The sequence below is a fragment of the Limnoraphis robusta BA-68 BA1 genome (genome assembly GCF_034932365.1).
In the GTDB taxonomy this organism is placed as follows: Bacteria; Cyanobacteriota; Cyanobacteriia; order Cyanobacteriales; family Microcoleaceae; genus Capilliphycus; species Capilliphycus robustus.
On sequence record NZ_JAYGHR010000073.1, the window covers coordinates 1 to 16,316 of the forward strand.

Here is a 16,316-nt window from a genome sequence, read left to right on the forward strand (position 1 = left end):
GAACAGCCGTTTCTGCTAATGGAGGGGGAGTAAGACCAAAGTTGGGACGCAAGTCCGTTCTAAGGCATTCCCCCGCGATATTAGAAGCCGACACTATAATCGCTTCGATTTAGTGTCGGTAGTTCACTCCACCCCTACAAAAAAAATAGCTCAGAGCCAAGGCAAGGCATCTAAGCTATTCTCAGGTCGTCATCATGTTTTGGATTTACTTTATAATGTACCGACTATCCGATAACAGTGACATCACCCAATAGAGTGATTCCCGTGATATTTATTTAAGCTGAGGTTTGCGTCTATGCCAAGCCGTCGCCTGTTCATAAGCATGAGCCACTTCAAACAGTCTCGCCTCACCCAACACCTTGCCAATTAACTGCATCCCAATGGGAAGTCCTTGTTCATCAAACCCACAAGGGATGCTAACAGCAGGTAAACCCGCCAAATTCACCGGAATGGTCATTAAATCTGATAAATACATACTCAGGGGATCAGCCGTTTTTTCTCCCGCTTTAAAAGCTGTTGTCGGAGCAGTCGGACAAACCAACACCTCAACCTGAGAAAACGCTCGTTCAAAGTCCTGTTTAATCAGCGTTCGGACTTTTTGGGCTTTGAGATAATAGGCATCATAATACCCCGCCGACAGCGTATAGGTTCCAACCATAATCCGCCGTTTGACTTCCGCCCCAAACCCTTCTGCACGGGTTTTACAGTACATATCAATCAAATTCTCGGCATCCGAACTGCGAAAACCGTATTTCACCCCATCGTAACGCGCCAAGTTTGCAGAGGCTTCTGACGGCGCAATAATATAATAAGTGGGTAAACCATAACGAAAACGAGGACAAGAAACCACCTGAATTTCTGCACCCAATTCCTGCAACGTTTCTACCGCCGTCGTCACCGCTTTTTCCACAACAGGGTCTAACCCTTCTCCAAAGGTTTCCTTGATCACACCAATTTTGATGCGACTTTTGGGTTTCAGCGTTGGTCTGAGGGCGGCTACATAATCTGGGATTTGAACATTGAGACTCGTAGCATCTTTTGCATCATAACCTGCGATCGCCTGTAATAAAATCGCCGCATCTTCAACAGTTCGGGCTAAAGGGCCAATTTGATCCAAAGAAGACGCATAAGCCACCAAACCATAACGAGATACCAACCCATAAGTGGGTTTCATCCCGACAATGCCACAAAACGAAGCAGGTTGACGAATAGAACCGCCTGTATCAGAACCCAACGCCACAACGCATTCATCCGCCGCCACCGCCGCCGCCGAACCGCCCGAAGAACCGCCCGGAACCCGTTGTAAATCCCAAGGATTTGCGGTAACTTGATAGGCAGAGTTTTCAGTGGAACTCCCCATCGCAAATTCATCTAAGTTCGTTTTCCCCACCATAATTGCACCCGCCTCCGCCAACTTTTGCGTCACGGTAGATTCGTAGGGGGGGACAAAATTCTCTAAAATCTTGGATGCACAGGTTGTAGTGATTCCCTGAGTGCAGAGGTTATCTTTGATGCCAATAGGAATTCCAGCCAGCAAGCCGATTTCTTCTCCTGCGGCTATTTTAGCATCGACTTGTTGAGCTTGCTGCAACGCTCGATCTGCTGTTACACATAAAAAGCTGTTTAATTTTGAATCAAGCTGATCAATACGGTCTAACGCTTCTTGAACAATCTCTACAGCCGAGCGTTCCTTGTTAACCAGTTGTTGGTGTAACTCGCAGATGGACGCCATTCCCTATCCTCTTTGTTTTAGTTTCTATCGATCAGAGTTTACCAAAATTACGAGATCATTTTCCTGTGAATCGATTTTTGAGGTTAATTGTATAGATGACTTGAGCTATTTTTTGCCTAATCCTCTCGTTTCCAAGCCTCTTGCTGGAAAACAATAACATTGTACAACATCGATTACCCAGTTTAACAGATTTCATTTAAAATTAATCCAGATTCTTACTGAGATTCCCAAGGTTATGCCCCTGACTCAACACCCTGCTGATCGCATTGTTTTATGATTTTTCTAACCAACTACAAATCAATTCACCCGCTCCATTTTTCTCAAACCGTTTCGTCTTTCCCTCCCCATCAATTTTAGTCTGTCTGCGACAATTATAAATTTCCATCGGCTTTTGCTTGCCATTAATACTCACAGACGCTCGATATTCCCAATGATATTTTGCACTGCGCTTAATACTCAAAATACAAATCCTGTTTTCATTCACAGTGCGACACATAGACGCTTGAGACGCTTGAGGAAACGTTAACAAAAACAACAGCAAGAGTAAGATAGTCGTCAGGAATTTCACGAGCAGTTTGATCAAACATTTAAGGGGATTCTATATTTTTATCATAAAATAGCCATCACCCCTGAAAAACAATCACTCATTACCCATTTTGTCGGGGCGGGTTCATCCAAAATATATGCTTCTCACAGACAACATTGATCACCCCCCCACTCCTGAACCCCTCTATTTTGACTTGTCAGAACGGAAAGAAAATGCTTTGCTAGAGTTGAACTGCATCTTTTTTTAACTCATGTCTCACCCTACCCCTACCCCTCGCCAAATTTTAGAAACATTACTTCCCTATCTGCGAGTCGCTGCGGGTTATGCGCGTCAACTTCAGCCCCTAATTCGCGCCCTTCCAGCCAAAGACGGAGATAACTTCTTCGCCGAAGCATTAACCGATGCAGACTTATCTATTCAAACTTTAGTTGAAGTCGCACTGTTAGGAACCTTTCCGAATATTCGGTTTTATGGTGAAGAACATGAACTGTCAGGAAATACCAAATATTTTCGCAGTATTGAACTCGGAGAAAAAGGAGATTATTTAGTCACACTCGATCCCATTGATGGAACCAAATTTTATCTAGACGGACATAACAACTATCAAATCATTCTCACAGTTTTAAACAGCGATGAATTTGAAGCCGTGTTAGCCATTTCTCCCACATTAAACACCTATTATTATGCACTGCGAGGCGAAGGAACATTTACAGGTTCCCTCGAAGACAACTTAGACGCTTGTGTTCCGGTAAAATTAGACTCACCCGAACCGATTATTTTGTTGGGATGGGGAATGAGTGAATTCAAACCTTTACTTCAGAAAAATTATGATGTCATTGATGTAGGAAATGATTACAGTTTAGAAACACAAATTCCCAACCACAATGGAATTTTAAGCGGTTGTATTTGCGGAACAGTGCTTCGGTCCGGTAAATTTATAGATGGGGCTGCATTGGCATTTTTAGCCCAAGAAGCAGGATGTATTGTTACTACCCATGATGGAAGTTCTCCCCCTCCTTTAAACACCTGTGAAAATTATACTCGTCCCGGTTTATTAGTGGCGGCTACGGAGTCGGTTCATCGACATTTATTAGAAGCAGCAAAAACCCTACAAAACGCTTAAACTAATACTCAATTAAACTTTTAGGGCGCAAGCGTTGCGCCCCTAAATTTGAATTAATATGCTATGATAAAATTTACACGGATAGACTGAAAAGATAGAACTGAATAATATTATGACAATAGCTCAAGACTTGGAACGTTCCCAACAAGAATTTGAAGAAATAGAATATCCCCCTAGTGACTTAGAAAGTCAGGAGCCACCTTTAGAAAGTTATCTACATCTACAACAACTGTTGTTACTGCTAAAATGTATAGATTGGCTGTGGAAAGATAGACAAGATTATTTTGCTGCGGGCAATCTTACCATTTATTATAGTCCGAATCAAAAGAAATCTGAAGACTTCCGAGGGCCTGATTTTTTTGTTGTCTTGAACACCGAACGCAAACCCCGAAAAAGTTGGGTTGTTTGGGAAGAAGACGGAAAATATCCTCATGTTATTATAGAACTATTATCCAATTCAACCGCCAAAGTTGATCGGACAGAAAAAAAACAAATCTATCAAGAAATATTCCGCACACCCGACTATTTTTGGTTTTCTCCAGATACCTTAGAATTCCAGGGTTTTCATTTAGTTGATGGCAAATATCAAGACATTCACGCCAACGAACAGGGATGGCTTTGGAGTCAACAGCTACAACTTTTGATCGGAATTTATGAACAGAAATTGAGGTTTTTTACTCCCGAAGGCTTATTAGTTCCCACACCGGAAGAAGCCGCCCAAACAGCACAGCAACAATTAGAACTTGAACGACAACAAAAAGAAAAACTAGCCGCAAAACTTCGAGAATTAAACATCGATCCCGATACCTTGTAAGAGGTGGGGAGATGGGGAGATGGGGAGAAAGAAAAGATATGTAGCATTATTTTCGGTATTTTATATAAGATGAAATATTATCATCCCAAAAACCCGGTTTCTTTGATAAACTGGGTTGATATTTCCCACCGAGTTTTTATTCTTACTCCCCTCGCCTTGTAGGAGAGGGGTTGGGGGAGAGGTAAACTAGAAATAATTCAACCAGCGCTTAAAATACTTTTTCCCCAACACTGCAACTATGTCTGTTCTCTCCCCCCAACTCCAACAATTTTTATCTACTCCCCTCAAAATTGGTACCGTTGAGGTGAATAGTCGGGTGCTTCAGTCGCCGTTATCGGGTGTTACTGACTTAGTATTTCGGCGGTTAGTGCGGCGATATGCGCCCCTGTCAATGATGTATACTGAGATGGTTCATGCGTCTCAAGTTCGTCATCTCGAAGAACTTCCCCAAATGATGGAAGTAGACCCCAACGAGCGCCCTATCAGTATACAACTGTTTGACTGTCGGCCGGATTTTTTAGCCGAAGCCGCCCAACGAGCGGTAGAAGAAGGCGCGAATACCGTCGATATTAACATGGGTTGTCCAGTGAATAAAATCACCAAAAAAGGCGGGGGTTCGTCGTTGTTGCGACAGCCAGAAGTTGCCGAAGCTATTGTACAATCTGTTGTCAAAGCGGTTAATGTTCCCGTAACCGTAAAAACCCGTATTGGTTGGGATGACAACGAAATTAATATTCTTGACTTCGCCAAACGCATGGAAGACTCAGGCGCCGCCATGATCACCATTCATGCTCGCACTCGCGCGGCAGGCTATAATGGTAAAGCAAAATGGGAATGGATTGCTAAAGTTAAGCAAATTCTCTCTATTCCCGTGATTGCCAATGGTGATATTGTTTCAGTGGAGAGTGCTGTCAATTGTTTGCAGTTAACCTGCGCTGATGGGGTGATGTGTTCTCGGGGAACCCTGGGATATCCCTTTTTAGTCGGTGAAATAGACTCGTTTTTCAAGACGGGAGAAGTCAAACCTGGGGCGAATACCGTTGAACGTCTCCAATGCGCCAAAGAACATCTCCAGGCTTTAGGAGAGTATAAAGGTGAACGGGGAATTTATCAATCTCGTAAACATATGACTTGGTATGCGAAGGGTTTTGCCGGGGCGAATGAACTCCGTAACCAATTGGCGAAAATTGAGTCTGTAGAACAGGGTTGTGATTTAATAGATGGGGCGATCGCTATTTTAGAACCAACAGGGCATAGGGAACAGGGGACATAGGGAAGACAATTATTCATTCTCCATTGCCTTCTCTTGCAAAGTTGCTCCTTGATGGAAACCACCAAGACCGCACTTTGCGCTCAAACTCGTTTTTCCCGGAAATTTCGCTATTTTTTTTCAGCAGACCCTCTTGACTTTTTCCGGCTGCTCCGGGTATTATTATTTAATAATGGGATGGTTGTGAAAAAAATATTTTTTGCAGCACTCGATTATAAAAAATACTATCCATAATTTATCAGAATGAGCCGCCCTTTGTCAACCCTCACACACCTGGGAATCTGAGATCATTTCTAGGCGAACCCAAATACCCCATTCCCTGAGAAATTCCTAGTTTTGTATAAAGTTCACGATCGCGATCAACTTTAATCTATTAAAATGACACGAGAATGAGTGAGCGAATATCAACGTTTCACTGAACACCGAAGATTGACAAGGCGACTATGGAATCACTGAAAGGACGAGATTTCCTCAGTTTGGCTGATGTGAGTGTGGATGAGTTGTACTCGCTGCTAGGGTTAGCATCGCAACTGAAGTCAGGAATGGTAAAGGTTCAACGAAATAAGGTGTTGGGCTTGATGTTTTCTAAGGCTTCAACCCGAACAAGGGTTAGTTTTACCGTAGCCATGTATCAGTTAGGCGGACAGGTGATTGATCTCAACCCCAGTGTCACTCAAGTAAGTCGAGGTGAACCTTTAGTGGATACGGCGCGAGTCTTGGATCGATATCTTGATATTATCGCGATTCGTACCTTTGAACAAAAAGATCTCGAAACCTTCGCTGATTATGCGAAAATCCCGGTTATTAATGCTTTAACCGATCGCGAACATCCCTGTCAAGTTCTCGCCGATTTAATGACGGTTCAGGAATGTTTTGGCAAGCTTTCGGGTTTAACGTTAACCTATTTTGGCGATGGTGCGAATAATATGGCGCATTCGTTGCTATTGGGTTGTGCAATGGTGGGAATGAATGTGAGAATAGCCGCTCCGGCTGATCATCAACCCAATCGTGATATTGTTGATCAAGCGATAGAAATTGCCAGCAGCAAAACCGAAGTGACTGTCACCGATGATCCCATAGAAGCGGCAAAAAATGCCCATGTTATCTATACAGATGTTTGGGCGAGTATGGGTCAAGAAGAAGAAGCCCGCACCCGCATTCCTCTATTTCAACCCTATCAAGTTAATGAACAATTAATGGCAAAAGCGGCTAATAATGCTATTGTTTTGCATTGTTTACCCGCCCACCGAGAAGAAGAAATTACTAACGGGGTTATAGAAGGAAAACAGTCACGAGTTTGGGATCAAGCTGAAAATCGAATGCACGCCCAAAAAGCTTTACTCGCGGTTTTATTGGGATAAAAAAGAACAACACTAAGACACGAAGACACAAACAGATCAAATCTTCGTGACTTTGTGTCCTGGGGTGAGGTGTGACTATTCCTGTTGGGATTTGAGATTCTCCACAAACCCAAAACTTAAGGTAGGCGGTTCGAGGTTGGGAACGAGAATATCCATCCCAGGCGGTAATGGGGGTAATTTAGGTGTTCCTGTATTCGCATCAACGGTTTCTTGGGGTAAAGCTGCAATAAAGCTTTCTGGCGGCACTTCTGCGGTTCGCATGGTGTTCAACAATTGAGCCAGAGCAAATTCTAGATCGGTTTGTGGGTTCACCGCTACCCAACCTTGATCGGTCAATTTCCGCAGTTCAAAGTGTAGGTGTGGCCCGGTAGACATTCCGGTACTTCCTACCCGTCCGATGACTTCTCCTTGTTTTACCCAATCTCCGGGTTGCACAAACAGCTCTGATAAGTGAGCATAAAGGGTTTCGTTAGATTTTGCCCGGTGATCAACAATCACCGCCAGTCCGTAACCGCCTAACCAGTCTGCGATCGTGACTTGGCCAGAATAGGAGGCTACCACAGGCGTTCCCGTATCAGCCCCAATATCAATTCCGGTGTGGAAGCGACCATACCCTAATACCGGATGGGTTCGCCAACCAAATAAAGAGGTAATTGGTGCCGGAATACTCAAGGGAAATAATAAATTAGTATCGCCATTTCCAGGAAGCGCAGGGGGTCGCATCGTGCGGTTATAGTAACTCATCCCAGAATTACTCATCGCACTCACACTCACTGGTCCAACTTGAATGGGACTCAAACCCGCTACAGGAACTTGACTGGGTGACTCTCCATACCATTCGGGAGCAGGTGCAGGTGCGGGTTCCCAAGCAGGACCGCCACTGTAGCTATTCCCCGCATAGGCGTTGTTATTGTTGAGTTCAACGGTATTGCTATTAACCGGAGGATTGCTGTTTCTCACCAGAGGATTACGACTACCGGGACTCGGCGGGAAACTCTCCACAGGATCGCCAACAGTCCCGCTATCGACAACAATCGGATAAACGGGAATACTATCAGCCGTGTAAGCCGGACTTTCGACAGGTAAACAAGCCCCATCTGGAATAGTACCCCCAACGCCTACCGCAAATTCACATCCGGTTGAACGTTCCGAGAAAATTACCGTATTCGGTGATTCATAACCATCTGTCGCCCCAATATTGTATTCTGTCGGATCAATATAGTTGTTTCCTGCTGCATCTTCGGATGTTTCGACGGGCGGTTGAGCAACAGGTTCTTTAATTGGGAGAGACAGAGAATCTTCCTGTGAGGGAATGGTTGCTTCTTCAGGCGGGAATTCGATCGGTTCGGATGGCGGAGGAATAAGATCGGGAATTTCCAGTTGAGGCGGTTCTGCGTAATAGCTATCTACAGGTGGAGGTTCAGTCGCCGCAGGTTCGAGATAATCGGGTTCAGGCGTTGACTCGCTGTATCCTCCGACTGGCGCTTGATAATCGGGCGCTGGTGTGGGTGCAGGTGCAGAGTAGTCACCCATTTGAGAATCATAACCCGAGGAATAACCATAGCCACCACTGGGAGCCGAATAGGATTCCGGGGCGCTGTTGCTGGGGGCCGAATAGGATTCCGGGGCGCTGTTGCTGGGAGCGGAATAGGATTCCGGGGCGCTGTTGCTGGGAGCGGAATAGGATTCCGGGGCGCTGTAGGCTTCCGGTGCAGTTGCCGGAGTCCCCTCGTAGGGTTGAGAGTCTACCGGGACAGAAAATTCTTGCGTGGCGATCGCACTACCGCCGAGCATCCCTAAACTGGTAACACAGCCTAAACCTAAAATGGCTGAACTGCCTGCAATCAGACAAGAACGAATTTTGCTAATGTCAGCTAGGTTAGATGATTGCTTTGGTTCGCTTACACAATCCGAGGATCGGAGGCGTTGGTTAGAGTACCGAGATTCCGTCATTTTCCTCACACAACCGATGTCAATAGGTCAAGATTTGATATGAAATGATTCGTCTGAACCATAGCCAAGTCTTATTTTACCTGGCTCGATGCAAATTTCTTGGGCTTTATTGGCATCATGGGATTCAAGCCGTATCCGTAGTTCCCCTGTTGCATTTACTCCAATGATCACACCAGAGCCTTCTGCTACTCTAACTTGATGCCCGATACAGGTTAAGAGCTGGGAGTAGGATGTCAGTAAATGTTCTATTCCTACTGTTGACAGTTGCCTCAAACCGATTCTCAATCCTTGCAAAACCAGTGCGGCTAACATTTCCAGGGAGTACAGCTTTGCTAAATCGGGATTTTGAGCAAAATAAGTTTGCAGATTAATTCCCGTTTCTGGGATAGAGTTTGCCCAATTGATGCCGACCCCGATGAGCGCTTGAACAATTTGCCCATTCTGAACTTTTGTCTCTGTTAGGATACCACCTAATTTGCGTTCTGTCAGGATTAGATCATTCGGCCATTTTAAACGAACCGGAATATGATAATCCCGCAGGATTGTCGCAATTCCCCATGCACTACTCAGCGTCAGTTGGGCTTGCTGACTGGCCTGAATTTGGGGATTGATTGCCACCGACAAGTATAACCCACCTTGGCTTGATTGCCACTTTCGCCCCCATTGTCCCCGTCCGGCTGTTTGTTCGGAAGCGATGACTACTGTTCCGGCTTCTGCACCTGAATTGATCAGTTGCCACAAGATTTGATGGGTTGAAGGAATACAATCAAATAAATGTACGTTAAAACTTGGAAGCGGATCGTGATCACAGCTATTGTTGGGTTCAGCTAACTCTTGTAAGGTTTCCAGGATGGCTTCTAGACGTTGGAAATTGAGAGTCACAGTCAAATTCCGATAATATAGCAGGCAAAAGGCAAAACTGATAACTGTTCACTGGTCACTCTCTTACAAACTAAGTCTCGCCGGAAACCGCCGGGCCGCAAGTTTGCGCTGGTCACTGATAACTGATTACTGTTCACTGGTCACTCTCTTACGAAGTTGCTCTACTTGGGGAAACCCCAAGATCGCACTTCGCGCTGGTCACTGATAACTGATAACTGTTCATTGGTCACTCTAAACTGAAATATGCACAATTGGTACTGGCAGCACTGGCAAGAATTACCCTATCTCAAATGTAGTTTACTCGATTCGGTGCCTCATGGCTTTCTCAGTCGTCATTTTAGTCCTTGGACTCCGGCTGAGTTAGTCAAGATTTTACCGAATTCGACTTCAGCTTACCGCGTTAAACAGGTGCATGGTAATTTAGTCTTGAAAACCGACCAAGTTCCGCCTTTACCGTCTCCTGACTCGACTGACTCCATTGAACTTCTCGAAGCTGATGCTTTATTGACTCAAAAACCTCAAGAAGCGGTTTGGGTTGCCAGTGCTGACTGTGTGCCTATTTTAATTGCAGATACGCAAACCGGAAACGTGGCGGCAATTCATGCGGGTTGGCGAGGAACAGCCAGTAAAATCTTACCTCAAGCGATCGCTCTGTTTCAAGCTCAAGGTAGTCAATTGGTTAATCTGAAAATTGCGATGGGGCCAGGGATTTCTGGGGAGGTTTATCAAGTGTCCTCTGATGTAGCGGTACAGTTGGGAACAACAATTTTACCGATAAAAACAACAACTGCGGTTGAGGAGGTGTTAGCGGCGTTATTTGACTTGGCGGAGTCTCCCGTTTTAGCAGACCCCGAACCGGATAAAGTACGGGTTGATGTCCGTCGGGTGAACGCTTTACAATTGGAACAACTTGGCGTTAGTCCCGAACAAGTCGCTATTTCTCCTCACTGTACCTACAAACAACCTGAGTCATTTTTTTCCTATCGCCGCGACAACCTGAAAAACGTTCAGTGGTCAGGAATTGTTAGCATTCAGTCTTAAAGTCACATCCACCCAAGGCAGCGTCTTGTATACTGGTCAGTATGGACTGTCTGTGTCTATTTTTAGAAGTAAACCCCTTAACTTGATCCTCTATCTTGATAGGGATCGCGTTAAGCTTACATTAGAGAAAAAGTTTAACAAACTGCGATGAGTGAGCAAAGTCCCTACGAACAGCTTGGGGTCACTGTCGATGCCTCCTTTGATGAAATTCAGGATGCACGCAATCGCCTGAGAGAGCAATGCAGTGGTGAGCGCCAGCTCATTGAGTCCATTGAAGCGGCTTACGATGCCATTTTGATGGATAGATTGAAATTGCGTCAGGAAGGGAAAATTAAGGTTCCCGAACGCATTCGTTTTCCAGAACGGGTGCTGCAAAAACAAAAAACCTCGACGGCTGAGGTGCAATCGTCTAACACCTCAAAACCTGCTTGGTTACAACGAATACTCGACACTCCCACTCGCTCAGATGTGTTATTGACATCGGCGATTTACGGGGGATTAAGTGTTCTGAGTCTCTATCCGGGAATGAATATCCAGTTGTTGCAGCTTCCTCTGGCTTTAGGTGTGGGAGCTGGTTTGTATTTTCTCAATCGTAAAGAAAACCAATTTGGTCGAGCCGTTTTGTTGACGGTGGCGGGTCTAATTCTTGGCTTGATTTTGGGGAGTTTACTCACTCCAATGGCGGGTCTGTTAGAACCGGAACGATTTATTACTTTGGTGACTTTGATTGTTTTATGGTTGGTCTGTTGTTTTCTGCGGTAGTCCCTTGTTTGAGGTGAACAGGAAAGTTTGAAGTTTAAAGCCTTTTTCTGTGGAGGACTTCAGACTTTCTTGTTTGTCAAAAAGTAGGGTGCGTCAAACGGGTATCTGTTGATTGTTGCGTTTGAGTTCTGGGCCTGAAACACTTTTAGCCTAGAAATATTCTATATTTTTAGAAAATGTAGAGTTAGAGATTTTTCTGGTGTAATGAAATCAATCAATCGTTTGAGATGGGTGGCTTTAGGTGCGGCTCTATTTCTCAGTATCAACCTGTTGTCTAGCGGGGTTCCGTTGAGTTGGCTGACGGGCAATAAAGCGATCGCCACGCCTCCGGCTCATCCCCTTTCCTCTATTGTTATTTTAGCAGAAGATGGCGTTCTCAAGTCGGATGTCGCCCCAGGATTTAGTCAAAATTCTTTTAATTCTCATAATTTTACCGCAAGAGCAGGTCAATCTGTCACCATTACGGCGGAAAGTTCTGATTTTGTTCCCGTTCTGATTTTACTCGATCCTCAAGGAAAAAACATCGCTGTCAGTCGTCAAGTTAACCGGAATCTATTTCAGTCAGAACTTAACATTACCCTTCCTCAAAATGGCGTTTATACCCTACAAGTTGCTGGTGCTAATTCGGCGGTTCAGTCGGGTAAATATTCTCTAAAAATTGCCAATTTAGAACGGTTATCAGTTTCCACAGAAAATCAAAAACAGACTCCAAAAGTTGAAAATGAAAACAAACTGCAAAATCTGGAGGAGGAATTTAAACGTTCTGAACGATTTACGTTATTAGCGCAAGCCGATCAGTTTTTTCAAGGTGGAAATAAAGCAAAAGCCGAGCAACTTTATCGACAAGTTAAACGACCTTTTGAGCTTGAACAAATTTCTCAAATTTTACAACCCATTACCAATCCTAAACAGTTAATTCCCGAAGGACAATCGCTGTGGATGCAATCACAAGCGGTTTGGAAAGAAACCTCTGATCCGAGTTCATTACAAAAATTTGTTCAACAATATCCTGAATTTATTCCCGGTCATTTACTACTGGCTGAAGCTTATAAACAACAACAGAAAACAGAACAATCGCTCAATGTTTTAGAACAAGCTACCAGTTTATTTCCCGATTCTTATGAACTCATTTTAGCACAAGTTCAAGCTTTAGAAGCCGATAAAAAATATTTAGAAGCTTCTATTGCAGCGCGTCAATTCACCCTCATTCAACCCGAACATCCCCAAACGCCAGCTTTAACAGAAAGTGCAGATAAAAACCTGAAAAAATTTCAAGGAAGACTGGAAGGACAAATGGTGAGACGGGGAATTTTAGGGACTGCTGTGCGTGTGGGAGGATGTGTTCTTTTAGGGGGATGTAACCCAGTGGGGGCTATTGTTGGAGAAGGGGTAAAAATGGGGACGCTTTTAATTCAAGGAGAGTCAGGAATTGGGAATGAAATTGCTGGAATGTATAAACGAGAACTACCCATTGTTCAAGAAGGTGAAATCGTTGACTATGTGAACGAATTGGGGAATAAAGTTGCAAAATACATGGGAAGAAATGATTTCAAGTATGAATTTTATGTGGTTGAAGACGAAGCTTTGAATGCGTTTGCGTTACCGGGAGGGAAAGTTTTTGTGAATACGGGCGCGATTTTAAAAACGAATTCTGAAGCGGAACTTGCGGGTTTATTAGCCCATGAAGTCAGTCATGCGGTGCTGTCTCATGGCTTTAAACAAGTGATTACCAATAATGTGTACAATAACTTGGGAGAAATTGTGAATGCGGCTTTAAACAATACCGTTCCCATCGGAAATATTATTGCAAATTTGATTAATTTAGACTACAATCGTGACCAAGAACGACAAGCAGATTTAGTCGGAACTCGCGTATTAGCAACCTCTGGATATGCGGCGGATGGCTTACATAACTTGATGATAACATTGGCAGAACAAAAGGGTTCAAAAGGCGGGACTTCGTTTTTCTCAAGTCATCCCGCAACCAATGAACGAGTGGCTTATATTGAGGAATTAATTCGACGCAATGGTTACAACCGTTATGCGTTTGAAGGAGTAGAAAAACACGCCAAAATTCAGGAAAAAATTACCGCGTTGTAAGGATTCTGTAGGGGCGGGTTAATTACAGTTTACAGTTTTCAGTTCTGTGAGGTACAGCACCGATTGGGTAGAAACCCGGTTTCTAGCAGAAACCGGGTTTCTGGTTTGTACCTCATACGAGCGCACACCGCTATATATTAACTAATTATCTTCGGAAACAGGAGGCTCAGGTTGGTTAGAAGTTAACTGTAATTGTGTCACCTGTTCAACGGATAAACCTGTAAAATTAGCCACTTGTTCGAGACTCATTCCACTCCTCAGTAAATTGAGTGCTACTTGTTGAAATCCTTGTTGAAGTCCTTGTTGAAGTCCTTGTTGAAGTCCTTCTATTCTACCTTCTTGAAGTCCTTCTATTCTACCTTCTTGAAGTCCTTGCTCACGAGCTTCCCTTCTAAGTTCTTGATAAGTTACAGACTCCTCCATAATATCCCTCCTCAGAATTGTCTGAATAATTTCCTTCTCTAATACTAACCCAGCCAGAATAAAAGCAGAAGCCCCTACATTCGACTGAACTTGTCTATCAGAAATCGCCTCAACTCGACGCGCCACTTCCCGCAACACTTCCACTTTTTCATCAGTTCGACTTAATACCGCAAAAGGTAATAATCCTGGTGAATTCAGAAATTGTTCGGTTGGCTGTTCCCACAAGCGAATAACCTCAAATTCATGGCGAGTTCGAGTTAGGGCGAACGTATTTTGATAAACTAACTCTGAAGCCGTTTGTTTGAGATAAATGACGACTTGGTGCATTTCTTTATCAGGATAACGCCGATACACTCGCAGGCGATAGTCTGTCATCCGAAAGGGAATTGTGGCTTCTGTTTTAGTCTGAAATTCGACATGAAGAACTAAATTATTAGACTGTTGTAAAATTAACGCATCGGTGCGAATGGGTTCTATCGAAAGTTCTTTGGGGCTGAGTTGAGTGAGTTGGATGGGTTCACCGAGTAACCAACTGGCTAAGTCGGTGGAAAATTCTTCAGCGATGAATTTACAAATATTGTCGTACATGAGATTAAACTCGCCCCTCAAACTTTCAATGAATGATTGTTAAACCGTTGCAGGAATAGCGACAGATTTTGACGGGGTTCTTCGCCCATTCATCATCATTTTTATCCCCCCAACAGGCGATAATGTTACTCCTCGACGGGCGGGTTTAACGGGATGATTTTCGAGTAAAGTTAGGTGATAATTTTGAAGAATATAGGCGAGTGCTAACTTCATTTCAAACTGTGCTAAAGCCATCCCAATACATTGACGCGCACCTGCCCCAAAGGGTGAAAATTCATAGGGGGAAAACTTCCGTTCTAAAAATCGTTCGGGTTTAAATTGTTTGGGTTCTGGATATAAATCTTCTCGATGATGCAGTAAATAAATACAACCGACTAAACTCATTCCGGGTTCTAATTGATATCCCATAAATTCCATCGGTTCATGTACCATTCGGGGAAATGTTAACATCCCAACGGGATAAATTCGCAGGGTTTCGTTACAAACTGCGGTTAAATAAGGTAGCCGAAAAATCGTCATTGGGTCAGGATTTTCGGGTAAGGTTTCTAACTCTTGAATCAGCTTTTGATAAACTTCCGGTTGTCGATGTATCCAATACAACGCCCAAGCCATTGCGGTGGCTGTTGTTTCGTGACCTGCAAATAATAATGTTAATAATTCATCCCGCAATTCTTCATCGCTCATCGGTTGTCCGTCTTCGTCTCGCGCCGCCATCATTAAGTTTAAAATATCCGTGCGATTTTCATCCCAATTTTGACGACGGTCTTCTATTTCTGCAAATAATAATTGATCAATTTTTTGGCGCATTCGTAAAAATCTACCCCAAGGACTCCAAGCACCCCAGTCTTTTTGTAGGAATTGAAAAAACAATAAACTTGAACTAATTGGAGAGTCTGTCACAGCAAGTAATGAGGCGATTAATTGCTTGAGTTCGTCATAACGTGACCCTTCATAAATCCCAAAAACGGCTTGTAAAATCACCGCTAATGTGATTTCTCGCATGGTATTTCGGGCGATCAACGGTTGACCCGGTTTCCATTTTTCGGTGGCTTGTTGAGTAATTTTGAGGATTAATTCACCATAATTTCGCATTCTGTCGCCATGAAAGGGAGGCATTAATAATTTTCGTTGTCGTTTATGGCGATCGCCATCTAATAGAATAACAGATTGATCACCGAGTAAAGGTCTTAAAATACCATTGACTGAACCGGGGGCGGAAAATTCTTTGGTATCGTGAGTAAGTAACTTTTGTATTCCTTCTGGGGAATTGACAAATATTAACCGACCAGCAACACTGGTTGTGAAAATATCCTGATGGTGTTGGGCGTTGGTTTCCATGTACTGAATGGGGTCGAATACCCATTGTAGACGTTGAATAAAGTTGTTTGTTTTGAGGCTGTTTAATGGTTTCATAGTTGTTTGAATGGTGTTTGTTTAATCAGCAGCAATAGTGGAAAATGTTAAAGGTTTGCTTATTCTTGTTTTAACAGATTATGACGATTATTTGTACTGCACAACGATAAAGGGTTGAAAATACAGACTAAACTCCCGCTTCACTTCTGTTCATTGTGCCATTTGGCTAACTGTCACAGTATTGTCAAAGCTTTCAAAAGATAAAAACCTTACCCTATTCTAAGGGAAACCCCTTTCTACTCCTCTATTTTCTCTCCTCATCCCTCCGCCTACGGCACCTCCCTTTTTAAGGGAGGCTTGGGAGGCT

The 16,316-nt window shown here is 43.8% G+C and carries 13 protein-coding genes; 7 read left to right on the forward strand and 6 right to left on the reverse strand.

Annotated elements, in window-relative coordinates; translation table 11 throughout:
* Positions 1-271: 271 nt before the first annotated feature.
* Together gatA and VB836_RS20655 are read right to left on the reverse strand one after the other, a co-directional pair.
* Positions 272-1,732, reverse strand: a complete 1,461-nt coding sequence (gene gatA / locus VB836_RS20650) for an Asp-tRNA(Asn)/Glu-tRNA(Gln) amidotransferase subunit GatA (protein WP_046278725.1) — start codon at positions 1,730-1,732, stop codon at positions 272-274.
* A 271-nt stretch (positions 1,733-2,003) separates the two neighbouring features.
* On the reverse strand, positions 2,004-2,300 hold the full coding sequence (locus VB836_RS20655) for a hypothetical protein (RefSeq protein WP_323222115.1): 297 nt from the start codon (positions 2,298-2,300) through the stop codon (positions 2,004-2,006).
* Positions 2,301-2,529: 229 nt separating this feature from the next.
* On the opposite strand from VB836_RS20655, the gene VB836_RS20660 reads away from it, so the two are divergent.
* The 4 genes from VB836_RS20660 (at position 2,530) to argF (ending at position 6,847) form a co-directional block, all read left to right on the forward strand.
* Positions 2,530-3,402, forward strand: coding sequence for an inositol monophosphatase family protein (locus VB836_RS20660; protein ID WP_323222117.1), 873 nt, complete (start codon positions 2,530-2,532; stop codon positions 3,400-3,402).
* A gap of 112 nt (positions 3,403-3,514) precedes the next feature.
* Positions 3,515-4,216, forward strand: a complete 702-nt coding sequence (locus VB836_RS20665) for a Uma2 family endonuclease (protein ID WP_323222119.1) — start codon at positions 3,515-3,517, stop codon at positions 4,214-4,216.
* A gap of 238 nt (positions 4,217-4,454) precedes the next feature.
* A complete protein-coding gene (gene dusB / locus VB836_RS20670) occupies positions 4,455-5,489 on the forward strand; it encodes a tRNA dihydrouridine synthase DusB (RefSeq protein ID WP_323222122.1) in 1,035 nt (344 codons plus the stop codon).
* A 440-nt stretch (positions 5,490-5,929) separates the two neighbouring features.
* On the forward strand, positions 5,930-6,847 hold the full coding sequence (argF, locus tag VB836_RS20675; protein ID WP_046279982.1) for an ornithine carbamoyltransferase: 918 nt from the start codon (positions 5,930-5,932) through the stop codon (positions 6,845-6,847).
* Between the two features lie 75 nt (positions 6,848-6,922).
* Here argF and VB836_RS20680 read toward each other — a convergent pair whose 3' ends face one another.
* The gene (locus VB836_RS20680; RefSeq protein WP_323222124.1) at positions 6,923-8,800 is read right to left on the reverse strand and encodes a M23 family metallopeptidase; all 1,878 of its coding nucleotides are present in this window, start codon (positions 8,798-8,800) and stop codon (positions 6,923-6,925) included.
* A gap of 27 nt (positions 8,801-8,827) precedes the next feature.
* Complete coding sequence (locus tag VB836_RS20685) at positions 8,828-9,682, reverse strand: biotin--[acetyl-CoA-carboxylase] ligase (RefSeq protein WP_323222126.1); 855 nt, start codon at positions 9,680-9,682, stop codon at positions 8,828-8,830.
* Positions 9,683-9,925: 243 nt separating this feature from the next.
* On the opposite strand from VB836_RS20685, the gene pgeF reads away from it, so the two are divergent.
* The 3 genes from pgeF (at position 9,926) to VB836_RS20700 (ending at position 13,585) form a co-directional block, all read left to right on the forward strand.
* On the forward strand, positions 9,926-10,723 hold the full coding sequence (gene pgeF / locus VB836_RS20690; protein ID WP_323222128.1) for a peptidoglycan editing factor PgeF: 798 nt from the start codon (positions 9,926-9,928) through the stop codon (positions 10,721-10,723).
* A gap of 147 nt (positions 10,724-10,870) precedes the next feature.
* Positions 10,871-11,485 (forward strand): CPP1-like family protein, encoded by a 615-nt coding sequence (locus VB836_RS20695; RefSeq protein ID WP_046279979.1) that lies wholly within the window; start codon positions 10,871-10,873, stop codon positions 11,483-11,485.
* 204 nt (positions 11,486-11,689) lie between these two features.
* On the forward strand, positions 11,690-13,585 hold the full coding sequence (locus tag VB836_RS20700; protein ID WP_323222130.1) for a M48 family metalloprotease: 1,896 nt from the start codon (positions 11,690-11,692) through the stop codon (positions 13,583-13,585).
* Between the two features lie 141 nt (positions 13,586-13,726).
* On the opposite strand, the gene VB836_RS20705 is transcribed toward VB836_RS20700, so the two are convergent.
* On the reverse strand, positions 13,727-14,596 hold the full coding sequence (locus VB836_RS20705) for an Rpn family recombination-promoting nuclease/putative transposase (RefSeq protein ID WP_323222132.1): 870 nt from the start codon (positions 14,594-14,596) through the stop codon (positions 13,727-13,729).
* A 39-nt stretch (positions 14,597-14,635) separates the two neighbouring features.
* Positions 14,636-16,009, reverse strand: coding sequence for a cytochrome P450 (locus VB836_RS20710; RefSeq protein ID WP_323222134.1), 1,374 nt, complete (start codon positions 16,007-16,009; stop codon positions 14,636-14,638).
* Positions 16,010-16,316: the final 307 nt, after the last annotated feature.